The organism is Teredinibacter purpureus (assembly GCF_014217335.1).
In the GTDB taxonomy this organism is placed as follows: domain Bacteria; phylum Pseudomonadota; class Gammaproteobacteria; order Pseudomonadales; family Cellvibrionaceae; genus Teredinibacter; species Teredinibacter purpureus.
Genome location: NZ_CP060092.1, coordinates 1,442,706 through 1,462,786, shown reverse-complemented (window position 1 = coordinate 1,462,786; position 20,081 = coordinate 1,442,706). Strand labels below are relative to the sequence as shown.

At 48.2% G+C, this 20,081-nt stretch carries 16 protein-coding genes and 1 tRNA gene; 10 read left to right on the top strand and 7 right to left on the bottom strand.

Annotated elements, in window-relative coordinates:
- Positions 1–29: 29 nt before the first annotated feature.
- The 3 genes from H5647_RS06465 to rhlB form a co-directional block, all read right to left on the bottom strand.
- Entirely contained in the window at positions 30–1,382 is a 1,353-nt protein-coding gene (locus H5647_RS06465; protein WP_236074801.1) for a glycosyl hydrolase family 8, read from the bottom strand.
- Between the two features lie 100 nt (positions 1,383–1,482).
- Entirely contained in the window at positions 1,483–2,739 is a 1,257-nt protein-coding gene (locus H5647_RS06460) for a diguanylate cyclase (protein WP_045857244.1), read from the bottom strand.
- 94 nt (positions 2,740–2,833) lie between these two features.
- Positions 2,834–4,054 carry an ATP-dependent RNA helicase RhlB gene (gene rhlB, locus H5647_RS06455; protein WP_082086970.1) on the bottom strand — a complete coding sequence of 407 codons (1,221 nt, stop codon included), beginning with the start codon at positions 4,052–4,054 and terminating at the stop codon, positions 2,834–2,836.
- 287 nt (positions 4,055–4,341) lie between these two features.
- On the opposite strand from rhlB, the gene H5647_RS06450 reads away from it, so the two are divergent.
- The 4 genes from H5647_RS06450 (at position 4,342) to H5647_RS06435 (ending at position 10,417) form a co-directional block, all read left to right on the top strand.
- Positions 4,342–5,625 carry a nucleotide sugar dehydrogenase gene (locus tag H5647_RS06450; RefSeq protein WP_045857243.1) on the top strand — a complete coding sequence of 428 codons (1,284 nt, stop codon included), beginning with the start codon at positions 4,342–4,344 and terminating at the stop codon, positions 5,623–5,625.
- A 56-nt stretch (positions 5,626–5,681) separates the two neighbouring features.
- The gene (locus tag H5647_RS06445; protein WP_045857241.1) at positions 5,682–6,692 is read left to right on the top strand and encodes an NAD-dependent epimerase; all 1,011 of its coding nucleotides are present in this window, start codon (positions 5,682–5,684) and stop codon (positions 6,690–6,692) included.
- A 154-nt stretch (positions 6,693–6,846) separates the two neighbouring features.
- Positions 6,847–9,285, top strand: coding sequence for a TonB-dependent receptor (locus H5647_RS06440; protein ID WP_045857238.1), 2,439 nt, complete (start codon positions 6,847–6,849; stop codon positions 9,283–9,285).
- Between the two features lie 115 nt (positions 9,286–9,400).
- The gene (locus H5647_RS06435; RefSeq protein WP_045857236.1) at positions 9,401–10,417 is read left to right on the top strand and encodes a hypothetical protein; all 1,017 of its coding nucleotides are present in this window, start codon (positions 9,401–9,403) and stop codon (positions 10,415–10,417) included.
- 31 nt (positions 10,418–10,448) lie between these two features.
- On the opposite strand, the gene H5647_RS06430 is transcribed toward H5647_RS06435, so the two are convergent.
- Genes H5647_RS06430 through hemA form a run of 4 tightly spaced genes read right to left on the bottom strand, consistent with a single transcriptional unit; the run spans position 10,449 to position 14,469 of the window.
- Positions 10,449–11,204 carry a HesA/MoeB/ThiF family protein gene (locus H5647_RS06430; RefSeq protein ID WP_045861148.1) on the bottom strand — a complete coding sequence of 252 codons (756 nt, stop codon included), beginning with the start codon at positions 11,202–11,204 and terminating at the stop codon, positions 10,449–10,451.
- Positions 11,205–11,209: 5 nt separating this feature from the next.
- Positions 11,210–12,076: a peptide chain release factor N(5)-glutamine methyltransferase gene (prmC, locus tag H5647_RS06425; protein ID WP_045857235.1), complete on the bottom strand. Its 867-nt coding sequence runs from the start codon at positions 12,074–12,076 to the stop codon at positions 11,210–11,212.
- Entirely contained in the window at positions 12,076–13,158 is a 1,083-nt protein-coding gene (gene prfA / locus H5647_RS06420) for a peptide chain release factor 1 (protein ID WP_045857233.1), read from the bottom strand. Before prfA ends, prmC begins: the two co-directional genes overlap by 1 nt.
- 54 nt (positions 13,159–13,212) lie before the next feature.
- Entirely contained in the window at positions 13,213–14,469 is a 1,257-nt protein-coding gene (gene hemA, locus H5647_RS06415; RefSeq protein WP_045857230.1) for a glutamyl-tRNA reductase, read from the bottom strand.
- 437 nt (positions 14,470–14,906) lie between these two features.
- On the opposite strand from hemA, the gene H5647_RS06410 reads away from it, so the two are divergent.
- The 6 genes from H5647_RS06410 (at position 14,907) to H5647_RS06385 (ending at position 19,997) form a co-directional block, all read left to right on the top strand.
- Entirely contained in the window at positions 14,907–16,673 is a 1,767-nt protein-coding gene (locus tag H5647_RS06410) for a tetratricopeptide repeat protein (protein WP_162926302.1), read from the top strand.
- 8 nt (positions 16,674–16,681) lie between these two features.
- On the top strand, positions 16,682–17,257 hold the full coding sequence (gene lolB / locus H5647_RS06405) for a lipoprotein insertase outer membrane protein LolB (RefSeq protein ID WP_052691904.1): 576 nt from the start codon (positions 16,682–16,684) through the stop codon (positions 17,255–17,257).
- Between the two features lie 4 nt (positions 17,258–17,261).
- Positions 17,262–18,098 carry a 4-(cytidine 5'-diphospho)-2-C-methyl-D-erythritol kinase gene (gene ispE, locus H5647_RS06400; RefSeq protein ID WP_045857229.1) on the top strand — a complete coding sequence of 279 codons (837 nt, stop codon included), beginning with the start codon at positions 17,262–17,264 and terminating at the stop codon, positions 18,096–18,098.
- A 28-nt stretch (positions 18,099–18,126) separates the two neighbouring features.
- Positions 18,127–18,201, top strand: a tRNA-Gln gene (locus H5647_RS06395).
- Positions 18,202–18,275: 74 nt separating this feature from the next.
- Positions 18,276–19,229: a ribose-phosphate pyrophosphokinase gene (locus H5647_RS06390; protein ID WP_200911640.1), complete on the top strand. Its 954-nt coding sequence runs from the start codon at positions 18,276–18,278 to the stop codon at positions 19,227–19,229.
- A 129-nt stretch (positions 19,230–19,358) separates the two neighbouring features.
- Positions 19,359–19,997, top strand: coding sequence for a 50S ribosomal protein L25/general stress protein Ctc (locus H5647_RS06385; protein WP_045857227.1), 639 nt, complete (start codon positions 19,359–19,361; stop codon positions 19,995–19,997).
- Positions 19,998–20,081 lie beyond the last annotated feature (84 nt).

Sequence of the window (20,081 nt, the reverse complement as noted above, 5' to 3'; positions counted from 1 at the left end):
ATTCATATGGCTCACCCACGCAGCGACATTTACAGGGGTTCCACTGCAGTGGGTGGCAACCACGCTTTGTATTCACCACTGCAATGTAATAGCGCCATCATGTAGAGCATGCCATCGTAATAACGATAACGGCCCGTTGGAACGTCGCGCTCCCACAAAGCTTCCACAAATTTGAGCTTTCTCTCCGACACTGTAGCCGCTAGCCCCGCAGTAGCGTTCATTGCCACCAGTGCCGTTGTCTGGCCACCCCCTAACTTTTTGCCGTCGAGCGTATAGAGGCTTTCGTAGGTGTCCATTCCTTCCGATTCAAAAAACGCCTGTAATCGATCGCTAAGCGCAGGCTGACGGCTATCCGCCGACCACCACGCCCAATCCATTGACCAGTTCATTGCCGTGCGCCACGCATCGTAACGAAAATCTTGAGAATCGCTTCGCCATGGTGCAGCCCACGCTGAGCCATCAAAATTGCCGTAGTCTGGTGTTAAAGCCGTGCGCGGATGAGCAGCCAATACAAAATAGTGTCGGCTTACCTGTGCAGCATTCGCCCAAAACGGTCGGTCACTCTCGGGGCCAACGCGAGCCCACACCTCATAAAAGGCAGGAAGATGGTAGGACGCATCCGTATGGGCTGCATTCACAATGTCCGGCGTAAAACGCACCATTGAGGCCGTTTCATCAAACAGGTTTCCTGCTGTCATTTCCCCACGGTTCGTCATGCCGGTAATCGTTTGCCTATGGCGAATATCTGTCAATATTTGATTGGCCCACTGGCTGTAATGATAAAGCCCCTCGCCATTACCCCAGCGTTGTGCGGCAAAATATAGCGCGGTAATAAAATACTCTTCGCCATCTGGTGCAGGCATTTCGTCAAGGGCTTGGCCATCCGGCTTCACGGACCACGCAAAATACCCAAACGCAGGGTGCTTGGGGTTCGACTGATACATGTGCGTCATGGACCAGTTCCAGATCGCATCAAATTCGGCTTTTTTATTCAGCTGTAACGCGATCATCATGCCGTAAGACATCCCTTCTGAACGCACATCTTCGCTGTTTACATCCAGTATGTACGCCAATGCGCCATCACTATTGTTACCCGCCGTATAATAAACCCTCTCATTTTGGGGGTCGCCGTAAAAAAGCTGGTCAAACGTTGCCTGCAGGCGCGCTTGCACGTCGTCTTGTGTATAGCCAGCCTCAATAAATAGATTGCGGTATTGCCCAGTAAGCGCACTACCCTGTTCGAGGCTTTCTGGTGGCGTTAATACAGCAGAATGTTGCTCGGAAGTCTGCGCTTCGCAGCCAAGTAAAACGCCAGCGATTACAATAATGACGAGCGTCGTCAGTGCGTGGCGAATGCCATTATTCATTCGTTGATAATTCATGGGTACCTTCTACTTCGTTTCGATCGCGATAAGGGTTGGCCCTACAAAAGGGCACCGTGAGCGGACACTCGGGGAAAGGTAATTCGCGGAGTAACGTCGGTTATTCGCTGTCATCATCGCCGATGACAATATCGCCACCGGTATCTTTTGCTCGGTGCAAGCAGGCGCCTGCACTAAATAGCATATCATCAATACTGTCGCCAAGAAGACTGCTAACACCAGCGCTAAAGGTAATACTGGCCTCTTCGGCTCCTAGGCGCTGAGGGCTAGACGCGACAATCTCGCGAATTCTATCCACAAAAGCGACCGCTTTTTCATTGTTCAAGCCGGGTAATAACGCGAAGAATTCCTGCCCTCCCGCACGCGCGAGCAAAAAACGGTCAAATGAGGTGCTTAAGCTATCCGCTACGCGCTGTATAACAAAGTTACCAATTTCGTGGCCGTAACGGTCGTTTATCGATTTAAAATTATCCAAATCGATTACCGCTACTGATAATGGCGACTCATTTTGGGCCGATCTATCGCGAATACTCGAGCCCTGCTCAAAAAAATATTTTCGATTATAACAACCCGTTAGGTCATCTCGATTTGCCGCGTCGCGTACTTGCTCTATCAACTCAATAAATTCAACATTATGATTAATGCGGCAGAAAAACTCTTCATGATTAAAAGGCTTGCGCAAAAAATCGTTTGCGCCGTTTTTAATAAAGCGAGCCGACAACGAGCCATCTTCGTCGGAGGACAAGCCTATAATAACCAAATCCGTTTTTTCATATTTGCCACGAATGGTTTTAACGAGTTCAAACCCATCCATCCGTGGCATATTGTAATCGGTAATTAATATCTTAATATCTGGGTTGGCGAGCAAGGCCTTGATGGCATTTACACCATCGTCGGCATCAATAACGTCATATAGGTGCAGTTTCAGGAGAGTGCTGATGAATTTCCGCTGAGTGGAGGAATCTTCGACTACGAGCACCTTCACTTGCTGATTTTTTATCAGCCTATGCAGTACGCCCAACGCGTATTGATAGGAAAAACGGCCTTCTTTCGTTACGTAATCAACGATACCTTTCGCTAACAGCTTTTCCCTGCGCTGATTATCGAAGCTGCCGGTAAGTACGATAGTGGGCAATTTGAGGCCAAGCGTATAATCGACCACTTCGCCGTCGGGTGCATCTGGAAGGGTTAGGTCAACGAGTGCGGCAAAAAAAACATGGTCGCCGCGAGCGACTATTTGTTTAGCTTCAGCGAACGTTTTGGCGTAGATGGGATTAATTTGGGCACTACGTGCAAGCACGTGACGCAGCACCTTCATAACAATAGCGCTATCTTCAACGACGAGAATGGTTTTCATAAGCTTTCAACCAACATAGAGGCTCCTACCGCTAGTGACGGTAAACACCTCCAAAGTGTAGCCAATGAAACCTGTATCGAACGACGAATAAGCGTTAGTCGAGCAACTCTTCAGGAGGGAGCACGCACTTCAGCTTTCGCCCTATAAGCTCTTCAATGGCCGGTAACCGGAAAGAATCGTCTTCACAGGCAAAACTGATCGATTTTCCAGAGTTACCAGCGCGACCCGTTCGGCCAATACGGTGTACGTAGTCTTCAGGCTCATCTGGCAAGGTGTAGTTAACCACATGACTTACGCCGTCAATATGAATACCTCGACCCGCTACATCGGTTGCAACGAGCGCCTGTAAACGGCCGTTTTTGAACTCTTCCAGAGTTCTTACTCGCTTGCCCTGCGGAATATCACCGGATAGCAAACCCACTTTAAAGCCTTTATTACGCAAACGCTCATGCAATACACGGCATTGATCGCGTCTGTTCGCAAATATCATCAAATTTTGCACGTCTGGCTGTGCAATTAGATTGGTCAACAAGGGTAATTTTTCTTCGCTCGCCACCATATACACAATCTGTTCAACCGTATCGGTGGCCACAGAATCGGGTTCAATTTCAACCGTTGTTCGCTCAAACATCCATTGTTCGGCCAATCGCAAAACATCGTTAGAGAAGGTTGCCGAGAACAAGAGAGTTTGACGGTGTGTTTTTTCGGGTGCCATGCGGACGATACGCTTCACCTGCGGGATAAAACCCATATCCAGCATGCGGTCAGCTTCATCAATAACTAATAGCTCAATCTGATCGAGATACAGCTCTCTGCGCTCACAAAAATCCAGGAGCCGCCCAGGAGTTGCCACTACGATATCCACATGACGGGATTGCATGGCCTGCAATTGCTTACCAAAATCCATGCCGCCCACAAGCGCATGAACATTGAGGCCCGTATATTTACCTATATCGTTAGCATCGCTGGCAATTTGCATAACGAGTTCGCGCGTTGGTGCAATAATCAAAGCGCGCGCTTCTCCGGCAAAACGCTCTTCTGGAGCGGGTTGACGCAGTAAATCTTCAAACAACGCAATCAGAAAGGCCGCCGTCTTCCCTGTACCCGTTTGCGCCTTCCCTAAGACATCGTGACCGCTTAATGTAATCGGTAACGACTGTGCTTGAATGGGCGAACAGTGTGTAAACCCCATGTCGGCCAATGCTCTATTAATGGGATCGGATAGCCCTAATTCGCTAAAACGTACTTTGCCTTCATTACTCCTGTCATCAGAAGAATCGGCGGGCTCGGCGGTCGACTTAGCATCATTATTCATGGGTAGAGGTTTATCCAGATAGTTCGTAAAAGAGGTACGCTTTGTACACAGTCCTCGGTTGCACTGCAAGCGATTTGGTCAATAACAGTGTTCTGCATCGAGTCTAGTTGCTATTATGGCACGCCGCATTTATAGCACCGGTCGTACAAGCCGCCTAAATAAGCACGCTAAGACTCCGCTATAATCCTCAGAATCACGTACTGCAGCTTATTGGTTGTATTCCCCCTCAACACAGTAAACTCCTCGCAGTTACGCCCTCGGTACCCCCTAGGAGTGAGTGTCATCTTATGCACAATCGAACAATATCCATTATAGGCCTTGGTTACGTTGGGCTACCTGTAGCGGTCGCATTTGGCCATCATGCAAAAACCATCGGTTTTGACATTAACGCTTCCAGAGTAGAGGAGCTAATGCGTGGTATTGACCGCACTCAAGAAATCACCCCAGAAGAGCTTGCGAAAACGAACATCCACTATAGTTGCGATGCCGCCGAGCTTGCCCAGGCTGACTTTCACATTGTGGCGGTGCCAACGCCCATTAACGATTCTCGCCAACCGGATTTAAGCCCTCTTATTGGGGCTTCTAAAACGCTCGGCCCCTTTTTAAAGTCTGGCGATATCGTAGTGTACGAATCAACTGTATACCCAGGGGCAACGGAAGAAGACTGCGTACCTATTTTGGAAGACGAATCGGGCTTGACGTGCGGCAAAGATTTTTTTGTGGGCTACTCACCCGAACGCATTAACCCCGGCGACAAAGAGCACACCTTTACCAATATTACGAAGATCGTTTCTGCCCAAACACCGGAGATATTGGACATTGTCGCACGCGTATATGGGAGCGTTGTCACCGCGGGTGTCTATCAAGCCGCATCAATTAAAGTTGCTGAAGCTGCAAAAGTTATTGAAAACACCCAGCGGGATTTAAATATCGCACTCATGAATGAGCTATCGCTAATATTCGAACGGCTCGGCATCGATACGCTGGATGTACTAGAAGCCGCCGGTACAAAATGGAATTTTTTGCCCTTTCGTCCGGGCCTAGTCGGCGGCCATTGTATTGGTGTCGACCCTTATTACCTTACCCATAAAGCCGAAAAAATGGGGTATCACCCCGATGTTATTTTGGCGGGTAGAATGATTAACGACGGCATGGGCAATTTTATTGCTCAACAAGCTATCAAGCATATTATTCATGCTGGGAAAGTCGTGAAGGGCGCGCGCGTAGCGGTACTTGGGTTGACGTTTAAAGAAAACTGCCCAGACCTTCGCAACTCCAAAGTTATTGATGTAATACGTGCCTTTCGCAGCTACGGTGTAGAGCTACTCGTGCATGACCCTATGGCCGACGCGGCAGAAGCCATGAGTGAATACGGTATTGAACTCGTTAACCTCTGCGACATACATGCGCTTGATGCATTGGTCTTTACTGTTGCCCACCAATCCTATAAAACCCTCTCCATTGACGACATCGAATCTAGGCTAAATACCGATAGTACGGTACTGGATATTAAAGGTATGCTCGACCGGAAAGGTTTTGCAGAAAAAGGAATTCACCTTTGGCGCTTATAAGTTGCTAAAATCCGCTTCCTACTTATTACCATCAACACTTAACGACAGATTAACTTATGAAAATACTGGTTACCGGTGCCGCAGGATTTATTGGCCAAGCCCTTTCAGAAGCATTTGCTAAACGCGGCGATGATGTTATTGGAATCGATAATCTCAACGACTATTACGATGTCCAGCTCAAACACTCTCGCTTGGCGCTACTCGATAAATATCCCAACTTTGAATTTCAAAAGTTAGATTTAGCGGACGATACCGGTATTGAAGCGCTCTTCAAACAATACCAGTTCGATAGAGTAGTAAACCTCGCGGCACAAGCCGGCGTGCGTTACTCAATAGAAAACCCCCGCGCGTACATTAACTCTAATATTGTGGGCTTCCTCAATATTCTTGAAGGATGCCGCCATACAAAGGTGCCTCATCTCGTTTATGCGTCGTCTAGCTCCGTTTATGGCGCAAACAAATTACAGCCATTCTCCGAACAACATAATGTTGATCACCCCGTATCACTGTACGCCGCTAGTAAAAAATCTAACGAACTCATGGCCCATTCGTACAGCAACCTTTACAAGCTGCCCACCACAGGCCTGCGTTTCTTTACGGTATATGGCCCATGGGGACGCCCCGACATGGCACCCATGCTCTTCACCAAAGGCATTCTCGACGACAAGCCTATCAATATTTTTAACAACGGCGAAATGGCTCGCGACTTCACCTACATCGATGACATTGTAGAAGGCGTTGTACGCGCCACTGATAAAATCCCGGAAGCCAGCCAATCGTGGGACGGTGAAAAACCAAATCCTTCTGAAAGCTATTGTCCCTTTAAAGTCTACAATATCGGTAACAATAGCCCCGTAAAATTAATGGATTTCGTCGGCGCTATCGAACAAGCCTTAGGTAAAACAGCAGAAAAAAACATGATGCCAATGCAGCAAGGTGACGTTCCCTCGACCTGTGCAGACGTAAGCGCACTCGTGCGCGACGTCGGTTTTAAGCCGGAAACGAGCATTCAGCACGGAATTAACCTTTTTGTCGCGTGGTACCGCGAATATTACGATGCGCGATAAGGACTAAATTGTTATATTTCGAACCGTTTTGTAATAACCCTTGATTCTTTTTGTCATGATTGAAATTAAACCCGCACTTAGGGGTACATTTTTGGTAACGGTGTATCCTATACTCCGACCACGCACAAAAAGATAATAATAAACCGGAGGAACAATGAGCCGATTTACACAGACAAAAATGACTTTTATCCGCAAACCCCTTGCGATTGCCATTGGTATAGCCGCGGCGCAGCTTTCTGCTTTAACTGCCGCCCAAGGGTTAGAAGAGATCATTGTCACGTCACAAAAGCGTGCAGAAAACCTACAAGAAGTTCCTCTTTCGGTTGCCACGATTAGCGGCGAAAAACTCGAATCGGCTGGCATCGAAAACCTGGGTGATTTAACCCTCCACATGCCTAACATTCATTTCACTGAAACAGGCCTTAGTACCCAAGTTCGAGTGCGTGGCATTGGCTCCGATAACAGCCAAGGTTTCGAACAGTCTGTAGGCATGTACCTCGACGGTGTTTACTACGGCCGAGCACAATTATTCCGATCCCCCATGATGGATATGGAACGCGCAGAATTACTTCGAGGCCCACAAAGCACGCTCTTCGGTAAAAACAGTATTGCTGGGGCCTTAAACTTAACCTCGGCGCTACCGACCCATGATTTCGAAGCACGCGCCTCTGTTTCTCAAGAGCTAGAGTTCAATACCACCGAACTTAACGGCATGCTCTCCGGCGGTTTAAGCGACAACGTACAGGCGCGTCTCGCCATTCGTCATTTAACTGACGACGGCTATATGTATAACAGTTATTTAGATGCTGACCAGCCTGAGCGTACCGAAGACAGCGCGCGTTTAAGTGTGACATGGCAAGCCTCTGACAACCTCGACATCTATGTTAAAGCCGAGCAACATACATTTGAGACAACCGGCCGCGCAATCGAAATTACTCAAGACGAAGTACTGGCCAGCTCTCCCTACGGCCTTACTTACAACGAAGTTCTGCAAGGAGTGTTGAGCCGCCCAGGTTTCGAAAGTGAAACCGATCTCATACGCCAAGCGGATACCGCTGAGCACAGTGATAACACAATCAACAACTTCACCTTTAAAGCCGATTACGCACTCGGTGAGCACACCGTAACGTGGATTACCGGCTTACTGGATTTTAGCTACAACGAACTTTGCGACTGTGATTTTGTACCCGCCGATATTGTGCCTGTAGAACTAAATGAAGATTACGAACAAACCAGCCATGAAATTCGTATTGCGTCGCCTATGGGCGAGACAGTCGAATGGCTAGCCGGCGCATTCATTCAAAATTATGATCAAGTCTTTGACGATCAAATTAATTTAGCCGAAGGAAATGTACTGGCCGACACCTACCCCGTACTAACCAACACCGGAATTCGCCGCGATTTCGAACAGTCCTCCACAGCATGGGCTTTATTTGGTCGTGCGACATGGAGTATTTCTGACGCATGGCACCTAACACTCGGCGCTCGTTACACCGAAGAAACCAAAGACGCCACTAAAGAAGTAAACGCGGTATCACTTATCACCGACGAAGTGCTTTCGGATCCTGCGATAGGCAGCACTTATATGGGTGTATTTCTCGTCGAGAACAATACCGCATTTGTTGGTGCTGACGGTACAACGCCACTCATGCACGCCGGCTACGATGTTAAAGGTAGTCGCGACGAATCTGCATTTACGCCGCTTATTAATGTTGAGTACGATATTAGCGGCGACATGATGATGTACGGCTCGTTCACTACAGGCTTTAAAGCCGGTGGCTTCGACCCTCGCTCGAACCGTGTCGGTTTATTTGATTTCCGTGCGGCCAACCCTGCGGCACCGGCTCCTCCAGCAGAGGAAGAGAACCCTCTACAATATTTCGAATTTGACAACGAGACCGCGAATGCCATGGAGCTAGGGATGAAAAACACCCTCGCGGACGGTCGTCTCGAACTCAACTTTGCGCTTTACCATACCACCTACGAAGATTTACAAATCAGCCAGTTTGATGGTGGCGTAGGCTTTAACGTGGGCAACGCAAAAGAAACCGTTGTACAAGGTTTGGAGGTTGACGGTCGCTGGCTGGTCGTGGACAACTTAACCGCGTTTTACGGCTTCTCGTTCCTCGATTTTGAATACAAAGATTTTGAGAACGGTAACTGTTTTGCCGGTCAAACCCCCAATACCGATAGCGACGGCGACACAATTGCAGACGCGTGTGATTACACAGGAAAACGTGGTGTTTACACACCCGAAATGACCTTCAACTTCTCTCTCGACTACGTGCATTCGCTTGGCAACAATATCGATTTTATTAGCGTACTCGATTGGCAGCACGTCGGCGCTCATCAGGTTCACGTCAATCTCGACCCGAGTGGTGAAATCGATGGCTACAACATGATGGGATTACGCCTTGGACTCGAAAGTAATAATTGGAGCGTAGGTATTTTAGGCAAGAACTTGCTCGACGAAAAAGTAGTAACCTACACCGGTAATGCTCCTCTTTCTGACAGCCAGTTTGGCACTAACACCCATTATAGTTTTGTCCGTCGCCCCATGACGATCGCTTTGGAAGCCACATACAAATACTAAGTTCAAATATAGTGTAATCTGAAGCCCTGCTAAACAAGCAGGGCTTTTTTCGTTTTAAACCTCGAAAAAATGACTTTACACTCGGCAACAAAAGATAACGATCAATATTTTAAATATGACACATTCAATAGACCTTCTTGTAGAACCCTACAAACACTATTTATCAGGTTTTTTCTGGCTATCCGTTGCTTTGTTAATCAGTCAAAACATTAGCCAAGGCAGTGTTCAAACTCAATTCTTAGAACGCTACATAGCCGTAGCACTGGCGCTGCTGGGGTTATACCGGTTGCTCTATCGAAAAACGCTCGTCATCGATAACGAACACAAAACCTTAACCCTGCAAAAACGATTCATATTTGTCTTTAAAAAAATACGTTTTAGCCATAAAAAAGCAAAAGCAATCGTTCTTAGAATAAAAACGAAACGAACAACAAAAAACAATACTGCAAGCTACTTTCCGATAAGCCTATTAGGCGTAAACAATTCGATTATCTACGAGGGAGATTCCCCGGTTTACGCAAGGACCATTGCAGAAAAAATGGCGATCACAATGGCGCTACCTTTTCACAATCGAGTATATTCAAAAAATAGTGTACGGAGCCACGAAGAACTAAACCTCCCCTTATTAGCCTACTGGGAAAAACACGGCCTTCACTTTCAGCCTATTCCTCTGCCCACAAACACGCAATTAACCGTTAAACAGCTAAAAAATAAAACCTCCATTAGTACGCCATTTAACTATCACAATTTAACGCCCGGTCTACTTATCGTCAGCATGTTTGCCATTGCCACCGTTCTCCTAGTATTTATGACGAAAGGGCAGTCTATGGTGGCCAATATCATAATAGGCGTTATTGATGTTTTGGCTGTTCATATGTTTTTGGGGTTTGTTGGCAGCTCAAAAATAATCCTCTCGAATACGCAGATAAGCCTTCGTACCGGCTGGCATTTGAACAAAACCTGCTGCCAAATCGATAGCATTGAGGAGTATATTATTGCACCTGACTCGCTGGTATTGGTTGGTGATGCGAGTGTTCTATCGATCGATAGAACCGCAAAAAAAGAAGACAATCTGTATTTAGAAAAAATGATCCCTTTTTATCTACAAGAAATACGCGCTGGACGTTCGTAAACATAGGATAAACATCACGAGAAGCCTCTCGTCAAACACTCCCTGCTTTGCCACAACACCCACATGCAGGATCTTTGTTAATCGTTAAATAACGCCAAACATTTGCGCCGCCATCAAATAAACCTAGCTGCCCTACCATTGGTTTACCAAAACCGCCAATTAACTTTAGCGCCTCTAAAGCCTGCGATGCTCCCACAACACCCACTACGGGCGAGAGCACGCCATTGTTTGCGCAACTTAAATCTTCATCACCCGTAAGTTGGTATAAGCATTCATAACACGGGCTTTGCTCATTGCGAAAATCAAAAACTGTTAACTGCCCTTCTAAACGAATAGCCGCACCTGAAACCAAGGGTGTATTTAAGGTATAACAAGCGTGGTTCAATTGTTTTCGGGTGGTGAAATTATCGGAACAATCCACCACTACAGTTGCTTGCTCCACTTGCTGCAACAGCTCCTGCCCTGATAATCGCTTATCAAAAACAAACAACTCTACAGTTGAATTCAATTCTTCTAATGCGCCTTGCGCTGAAGTGACTTTTGTTTTACCAAGGGATTTTTCCGTATGAATAATTTGTCGCTGCAAGTTGGTTTCTTCAACGCTGTCATCATCCACTATCACCAACTCACCAATACCTGATGCCGCTAAATAAAGTGCAACGGGCGAGCCTAACCCTCCCAAGCCAACAATAAGCACACGGCTCTCTATAAAGCGCTCTTGCCCTTCCACGCCTACAGAGGCTAATAAAATATGGCGGCTGTAACGGAGCAACTGCTGATCATTCATTTTTTTCATTCGCTCCTATTGGAAGCACATGCATCAAGAGGTTTTTTGGCAAGAGTCACACGCTCATTACCCCCAATATCATTAAAGGTTTGCACCTCACGAAAACCGTACCGTTTGAACAAGTCTCGCACTAAAGCCGCCTGCTGCCAGCCATGCTCCAACAACAACAAACCGTTATCGCCCAAATACAACGGTGCTTCGGCAATAATCGTGTGAATGTCCGCTATACCCTGATCTTGAGCCACCAACGCGCTAGCCGGCTCGAAGGCAACATCACCCTCGTTCAAGTGTGGATCGTTTGCATCGATATAGGGTGGATTACTCACAATAAAATCAAACCGTTCGCCTTTCAGTGCTTCAAACCAATCGCTCACGCGCAACGTTACATTCGACAATTGCAAACGATCCCGGTTGCGGGTAGCCAATGCCACAGCCTTCTCGGATTTATCGACAGCGATTATTGTTGCACAGGGCATTTCACTGGCCAACGCTAGCGCAATTGCGCCAGTGCCGGTACCTAAATCTAATAGCGCTGAGTTTCCCCCTGCCCGCTCTAGCGTACATTCAACTAACCGCTCGGTATCGGGGCGAGGAATAAGAGTGGATGCATCTACATAAAAAGGAAGGGACCAAAATTCTTTTTCACCCAGAATATGGGCGATAGGCTCGCCGTTCAATCGACGCCGAAACAGTCTATCGAAGGCTTGCATTTGGCTTTCAGACAACTGCTTTTCAGGCCAAGTAAAAAGCCATGTGCGATTCTTATCTAAAACATGACTGAGTAATAATTCAGTATCCAGCCGAGCGCTATCGCTGACCGTTTGTAACTCAGCGGCACGTTTTAACGTAACCGCAACAGAGCGCTCACTCATTAATTCGCCAGAGCGGCTAATTGGTCAGCTTGATGTTCATTCACGAGAGGCTGCACAACATCGTCTAAACCGCCCTGCATAATCTCGTCAAGTTTATACAAGGTTAAATTGATACGGTGATCCGTTACACGTCCTTGAGGATAATTATAGGTACGAATACGCTCGGACCTATCGCCACTTCCGACTAAGCTTTTACGCTCACTGGCCTGTTCTGCGGCGGCTTTTTCGGATTCAGCATTATTTAAGCGTGCCGCTAATAACGACATCGCCTTTGCTTTGTTTTTATGCTGTGAACGTTCATCCTGACATTCAACCACAAGGCCTGTAGGTACGTGCGTGATGCGAATGGCTGAATCCGTTTTGTTAACGTGCTGACCACCCGCTCCCGATGCACGGAAGGTATCTATGCGTAAATCACCTTTATTGATATCAACATCTTCGGCTTCATCAGCCTCCGGCATAATAGCAACTGTGCACGCCGACGTATGAATGCGCCCCTGAGATTCGGTTTCGGGCACACGCTGTACGCGGTGAGCGCCCGACTCAAATTTCATTTGAGAATACACACCTTGACCAACAACACGGGAAATAATTTCTTTATATCCGCCGTGATCGCCCAAACTCTCACTGATAACCTCTACTCGCCAGCCACGGTTTTCGGCGTAACGAGAATACATGCGAAATAAATCTCCCGAAAAAATTGCGGCCTCATCTCCACCTGTACCAGCGCGCACTTCGAGGAATACGTTTTTGGTATCATTCGGATCTTTAGGCAACAACAATTTCTGCAACTGTAATTCTAGCGGTTCAAGTAGCGCTTCGTTGGCTTTAAACTCTTCCACCCCCATTTCACGCATATCGGGGTCGCTATCATCCATTAAGCTACGCGCTTCGGTAATATTGTCAGATACACTGCTGTATTCCTGAAAACATTTTACTACCGGCTCAAGCTCAGCATATTCTCGGCCTAGATCACGAAATTTATTTTGATCGCCAATAATACCGGGATCGCCCAATAATGCGCCCACTTCATCGTAACGCTCTACCAAATTATCCAGCTTTTCTTTAATCGAATCTTTCATTGATCACTTCTATCTTTAGTGAAGGCGCCGCTCAAGAGGAGTGCGCTATGGTGTTTAGTCGTCGTCCGACAAACCAAATAAAATTTTAAAATCCTGTAATAGTTGCGTCTTGCCATCGACACTTGCGCGCTTTAATTCAGACGTTGGCTGGTGCAAAAATTTATTCGTGAGATTGCGCGCTAAGCCACTCAACACTTGCGACGGATCACTTCCCGCCTCCAACGCTTTTAAGCTCTTTTGCAATTCTTGCTCGCGCAATCCGTCCATTTGCTGGCGGAACCCTTTAATTACCTCGACCGCTGACAGAGCTCGCTGATCATGTTTAAACTGATCAACACCCTGTTCAATGATTTCGCGTGCAATCTCGGCCGCCTGCTCTCGCGACTTCATGTTCTCGTCAATCACATCTTTTAGGTCATCAACCGTATATAAATAAACATCGGCCAAATCACCCACTTGAGACTCAATATCACGCGGTACGGCAATATCCACCATAAACATGGGTTTGTGTTTGCGTATTTTAAGCGCGGCCTCCACTGCACCCTTACCCAGTAATGGCAGCTGACTGGCCGTGGATGATATCACGATGTCTGCAGCCGGCAGGTATGCCGGAATATCGGCCAACAATATGGCTTGAGCATCTAACTCTTCAGCCAAATGGCGGGCATTCTCCAATGTACGGTTGGCGACAACCAACTGCTTAATTCCTTGATTTTTAAGGTGTCGTGCCACCAATTCAATGGTCTCGCCCGCACCAATTAACAGTGCGGTATCCTGTTTCAAATCAGAGAATATCTGTTGTGCCAACGAAACGGCTGCATAAGCAACTGATACAGGGTTTTCGCCAATCGCAGTTTCTGAGCGCACTCTTTTCGCCACAGCGAAAACGCGCTGAAAAGCATCGTGCAAACCACTGCCTAGTGCTCCCGCCTCACGCGCCACCGCGTACGACGATTTCATCTGCCCTAAAATTTGGGGTTCGCCCAGCACAAGTGAGTCCAACCCGCTGGCTACCGTCATCATATGACGAGCCGCATCACTACCTTGATACAAGTAATGACAACCTTCCAGTTCCGCCGCGTTCGCCTTTTTTTGATCGGCCAGCCATGCCAACAGCTGTTTGCCATCCAGCTCGGCCTGGCCGTAGATCTCAGTGCGATTACAGGTTGATAGAATCGCCACTTCACTGATAAACGCCTGAGTGCCAGCATTACGCAACGCACGCTCTAATTCAGCCGGAGAAAACGCGACTTTCTCACGCACATCAAGGCTGGCGGTATTGTGATTAATGCCTAAAGCAAATAGCGTCATAGAGCCTATCAATTACGGAGTCGGGGAAAAGCCGCCCATTTTCTGTGTTGCCGCCGGTTTAGGCAAGGTCTGAGAACATAAAAACACACGTACATAGTGGTTATCTAAGCGGTCATCTGCCTTGCGGCTTGTTATACTGAGCTAACACGCCCTATTTATGGGCTTAAAGTTGGCGGGAACCCAAGACACGTCGCGGAGGTCAATACTAAGCAATCTCGATTCGCTCGCGCAAGCAAGCTAACCGGTAGCGCGTTAAGTAATGTAAGAATCGGGTTCGAGGCGATCTTTTGATACTTTAATTGAGTCACGGCTTTGCATGGCCATACTGTATTATCAAACCCTAGTTCCCCTGCCCCGCTTACCCTCGACGGCTTCGCCCCTCCACAGAGGCCGTGGTTTACCCGTACACCGATAACATAGAAGAGCTACCGCACCCCATGATTAAGCTGTCGACACTCATTGGACAACACCTTTTAGCCACACCTTTAAAATTGGTGGGCAGCGCGCTACTGGGCGCCGTCTTATTACAAGGCTGCGCCTCTTCTAAGCCACAAAAAACCGATCCCAACGCGATAACCTCGCCCACTGAATCCCCCACCAAAGTTCCTGACCGCACTCTTTCTAGCGATACTCTCTATGCACTTTTAGTCGCAGAAATGGCGATAGACCGCAAACGTTACGATATAGCGCTAAGCAACTATGTTCAGCAATCCATCGCAACTCGCGACCCCGATGTTACGGCTCGCGCGACACAAATTGCGCGCATACTCAAAGCGCATCAGCCAGCACTTGAGATGGCAGAACTATGGGTAGACTTAGAGCCTCACAACAATGAAGCCAAGCTTATCGCAACAGCTGAGCTTATAGAGGCCAAACAATTAAAGACAGCCATGGCGCACGCCACAGACCTTCTTCGCAACGGCGCGCCTACAGCATTCGATGCCATCGCTGTACGTGCTACAGAGGTAGATGTCGCCTCTGTTCGCCCCCTCATCAATGATTATCGCCAACTTTTGCAGGAATACCCCAAGAATCAACAACTCTTACTCGGCTACAGCGTTTTGCTCCAACACGACCAGCAAAACAGGCTCGCGCTAAAAGCGATTGAAAAAGTCTTAGCCGCCGACAGCAACAACTTGCGCGCGGCGTTTCAAGAAACACGCATTCTTCAGCAAATGGGCCGACAAGATCTAGCCCTAAAAAAACTGTCTACCCTCGTTGCCAACAACCCAGATAACTTCACACTGCGTGCTCGCTATGCGCGTATAATTTCGGCAACCGATTTAAACGAAAGCCGCCGCCAGTTTGAAACGCTGCTGTTACAAGCACCCAACGATCCCGAAATATTATTCTCCCTCGCTATCGTAGAAAAGGAGAGCGGACGCCTCGCCAGCTCAAAAGCGCATTTCCAATCGCTACTCGATAGCGGCTATTACGAATCGTCCGCACACTACCACTTGGGCGACCTTTACGAAAATACAGACGATACCGCACAAGCACTGACACACCTGCAGCAAGTGGAACCCGGCCAAAACTACCTCAACGCCATGTCACGAGCTACCGCCATACTCACCAATAGCAACCGCGAAATAGAGGCGCTTAAACTGATTCGCGAGCAGCGTGTACAAACCGAAGGAAATTACAAAGAAGGCTTGTTTGTTCTTGAGTCAGAGATTATGTCGACCGCTGGGCAAATGAGCGCGGCAGAGCTGGTACTGAGCGATGGCTTGCTGGAGTTCCCAGAAAGCACTCGCCTTCTTTATTCCCGCGCAATGCTCTACACCCGTATTGATTACATTGCAGCGGCCGAGCAAGATCTAAAGCTTATTCTTACGCTCAAGCCCAACAATACGGCCGCCCTAAATGCACTCGGCTACACCTTAGCGGACCGAACCGATCGGCTAGACGAAGCCTACACCTACATTCAAAAGGCTTTTACGCTGAACCCAACAGACCCGGCCGTCATTGATAGCCTCGGCTGGATCGAATACCGACGAGGCAACCACCAAATTGCTTTGACCCGTCTCAGAGAAGCCATGAGCGCCATGCCCGATCACGAAATTGCCGCTCATCTGGGTGAAGTCCTCTGGATTACTGGCGGCGAACAAGAAGCGAAAAAGGTGTGGCGACAAGGGCTTAAACTTAACCCTCAAAGCAGTGTTATCCACGAAACCCTACACAGACTTAAAGTCCAACTGGATTAACGACGACAATGCGGCGCTTCCTACTGGCACTCTGCCTCACACTCACCACCGTATTGAGCGGGTGCACCCTAACACCCGCAACAACCGCACGTACGACTCCTCTTACCACCCTCGAAATGGAGAACTGGCAAGTCGAAGGCAAACTCGCCATCCGTTACGGCAAAACCGCTCACAGCGCACACTTTGACTGGTATAACTGGGGCGACGATTACAGAATCCGTATTCGCGGGCCATTGGGCCAAGGAAACGCAAAACTCGAAAAACAACGCGGTAAAATTCGACTCTTTGCGGATGGTACTGAACAATCGGCCTCCAGTGCAGAAGAATTACTTACCATGAATTTAGGTTGGGCCTTCCCTGTGAGCGCAATGAAATGGTGGGTTCGCGGCCTCCCCTCACCCAACGCCGCAATAGACGCGAAGCACGAAAACGAAAAGCATCAGCTAACATCGCTACAACAGGAAGGCTGGACAATCGAATACAAGCGCTACCAAGCACTAGATCATTTAACGCTACCAGCAAAAATGGTAGCCTCTCGCGACAATATCACCCTCACGCTATTACTAAAAAAGTGGGAGCTTTAAACCCTTGCCAGCTATATCCCTGCCGTGCCCGGCGAAACTCAACCTATTCCTTCATATCACTGGCCGACGTGCCGATGGCTACCACGAGCTTCAAACAGTCTTTCAGCTACTAGACGTGGGAGATAGGCTCGAACTGGACACTAATACCAGCGGGGAGATTAACCTTGCACCAGAGATTCCCGGTGTTCCACATGATGACAACCTAGTCGTAAAAGCCGCGAAGCTATTACAGCAAACCTCCGGAACAACGCTTGGAGCCAACCTCTACTTGCACAAACAACTTCCCATGGGCGGCGGTATTGGCGGCGGCAGTAGCAATGCGGCGACAGCACTCGTCGGCCTGAATGCGCTCTGGCAATGCGGCCTCTCAGACGACGAACTCGCACAGCTGGGTCGACAACTGGGTGCAGACGTCCCCGTTTTCGTCCGAGGCAAATCCGCTTGGGCATCTGGAATTGGCGATCAATTGTGCCCAATTGAAATATCAAATCAGTGGTACGTAATTATTGCGCCTAGCTGTCACGTGAGTACCGCTGCAATTTTTTCACATAAAGATTTGACAAGAGATACGCTCGCCATTACAGTAGCCGCCTTCCTCGAGAAGGGCGGGAAAAACGACTGTCAGCCACTGGTTGAACGACTGTTCCCGCAGGTGAGAGATGCGGTTGATTGGCTCAGTCTTTATGGCTCAGCGCAGCTAACCGGAACGGGAGCATGTGTATTTGCAGGCTTCGGCTCTAAACAGCAAGCGCAGAATGTTTTTGCCAAACGACCCGAGCATTTGAAAGGCTTTGTGGCCAAGGGCGTAAATCATTCGCCACTGCATCAATGCCTCCCCTAATCTTCGGTTTGTCCGATAACAGTTCTACTGGGGTGTAGCCAAGCGGTAAGGCAGCGGGTTTTGATCCCGTCATGCGAAGGTTCGAATCCTTCCACCCCAGCCACTTTTATTCTTCTATGCGCACCCTCCCTACTCTATCCTTCAACCTTTGCAACAAACTGCAGAAGGAGCACAAACGTGCCTGATTTGATGGTATTTAGTGGCAACGCCAATCCTGAACTTGCCGAAAAAGTCGTCTCGAATTTAGGAATACCACTCGGGGATGTCACCGTCGATAAGTTTTCTGACGGTGAAATTATGGTGGAGCTAAACGAAAACGTTCGCGGTCGCGACGTATTTGTTATTCAGCCGACCTGTAACCCTACCAACGACAACATCATGGAATTGATCGTGATGGTGGACGCGCTTCACCGCGCTTCCGCTGGACGCATTACTGCCGTTGTCCCCTACTTTGGTTACGCCCGCCAAGATCGCCGTGTTCGATCAGCCCGCGTCCCTATTACAGCCAAAGTTGTAGCCGACATGATGGTTACCGTAGGCGTCGATCGAGTGCTCACTGTTGATCTTCACGCGGAACAAATTCAAGGCTTTTTCGACGTACCCGTTGATAACGTTTACGGCTCTCCGGTACTCCTACAAGATATCGAAAAACAAAAATTTGAAGACTTGGTCGTCGTATCACCAGACATAGGCGGCGTCGTTCGAGCGCGGGCCGTGGCCAAACGTCTCGGCATAGAGCTGGCCATTATTGATAAACGTCGCCCCAAAGCCAACGTAGCCGAAGTCATGAACATTATTGGCGATATTGACGGGCGCACCTGCTTACTGGTCGACGACATGGTCGATACTGCAGGCACTTTGTGCAACGCAGCCAAAGCCCTGAAAAAACACGGCGCTAAAAAAGTTATCGCTTACGCCACCCACCCAGTTTTATCTGGGCCGGCCATTGAGCGATTAAACGCCTCCCAAATAGATGAACTCGTCATTACCGATTCTATCCCGCTTTCTGATGCCGGTAAAAATTGCGACCTTATTCGCACGCTTACCCTCGCGAATATGCTCGCAGAAGCTATGCGTCGCATCAGCAACGAAGAATCGTTAAGCGCAATGTTCGGAGAACCGAACAGCTAAAGGCTTTCACCTATATAGGTGAAAAACCTAAGCCCCTCGAAAGAGGGGCTTAGCGTTAAACGGCACTGTTCCTGGTCGCGGGATGGCGCCATATATTTAATCAATCGTTACAAAATTAGGAATTACACAATGTCTAATGAAGACTTCACTCTTGATGCAGCGCTACGTGATGATACAGGGAAAGGTGCGAGCCGCCGCCTACGTCGCGAAGCGGGTTTAATACCTGCCATTATCTATGGCGGTCGTAAAAAACCAACCAACATTACGCTTTCGCATAACGCACTAAGCAAGCACTTAGAGCACGAATCGTTCTACTCTCACATCATAACCTTGAATGTAGATGGAAAAGCCGAAGACGTTATTCTAAAAGATCTACAACGTCACCCAGCCAAGCCTATCGTCTTACACGCTGATTTCTTGCGCGTCTCTAAGACCAAGAAATTTACCACCCGCGTACCTTTACACTTCTTAAACGAAGACACCTGTAAAGGCGTTAAAGTACAAGGCGGAACGATTTCTCACACCATGACAGATCTCGAAATCAGCTGTTTGCCTGGCGATCTTCCCGAGTTCATCGAAGTTGATCTAGTAGAGCTCGAATTGGGTCACTCTGTTCATATCTCTGACTTGGTATTGCCGAAAGGCGTTGAGTCTGTTGCTCTTGCACACGGCGAAGACCACAACTTGCCCGTTGCCAACGTCTTTAAGGCACGCGGTGCCTCAGATGACGACGAAGCAGCGACAGAAGAAGGCGCTAGCGAAGAGTAAATCTTCCTGCGTTGAAAGGGCAGCCAAAGGCTGCCCTTTTTGTATCTCACTTACATAGTGTATTTCACTCATCGAACGCAAAAC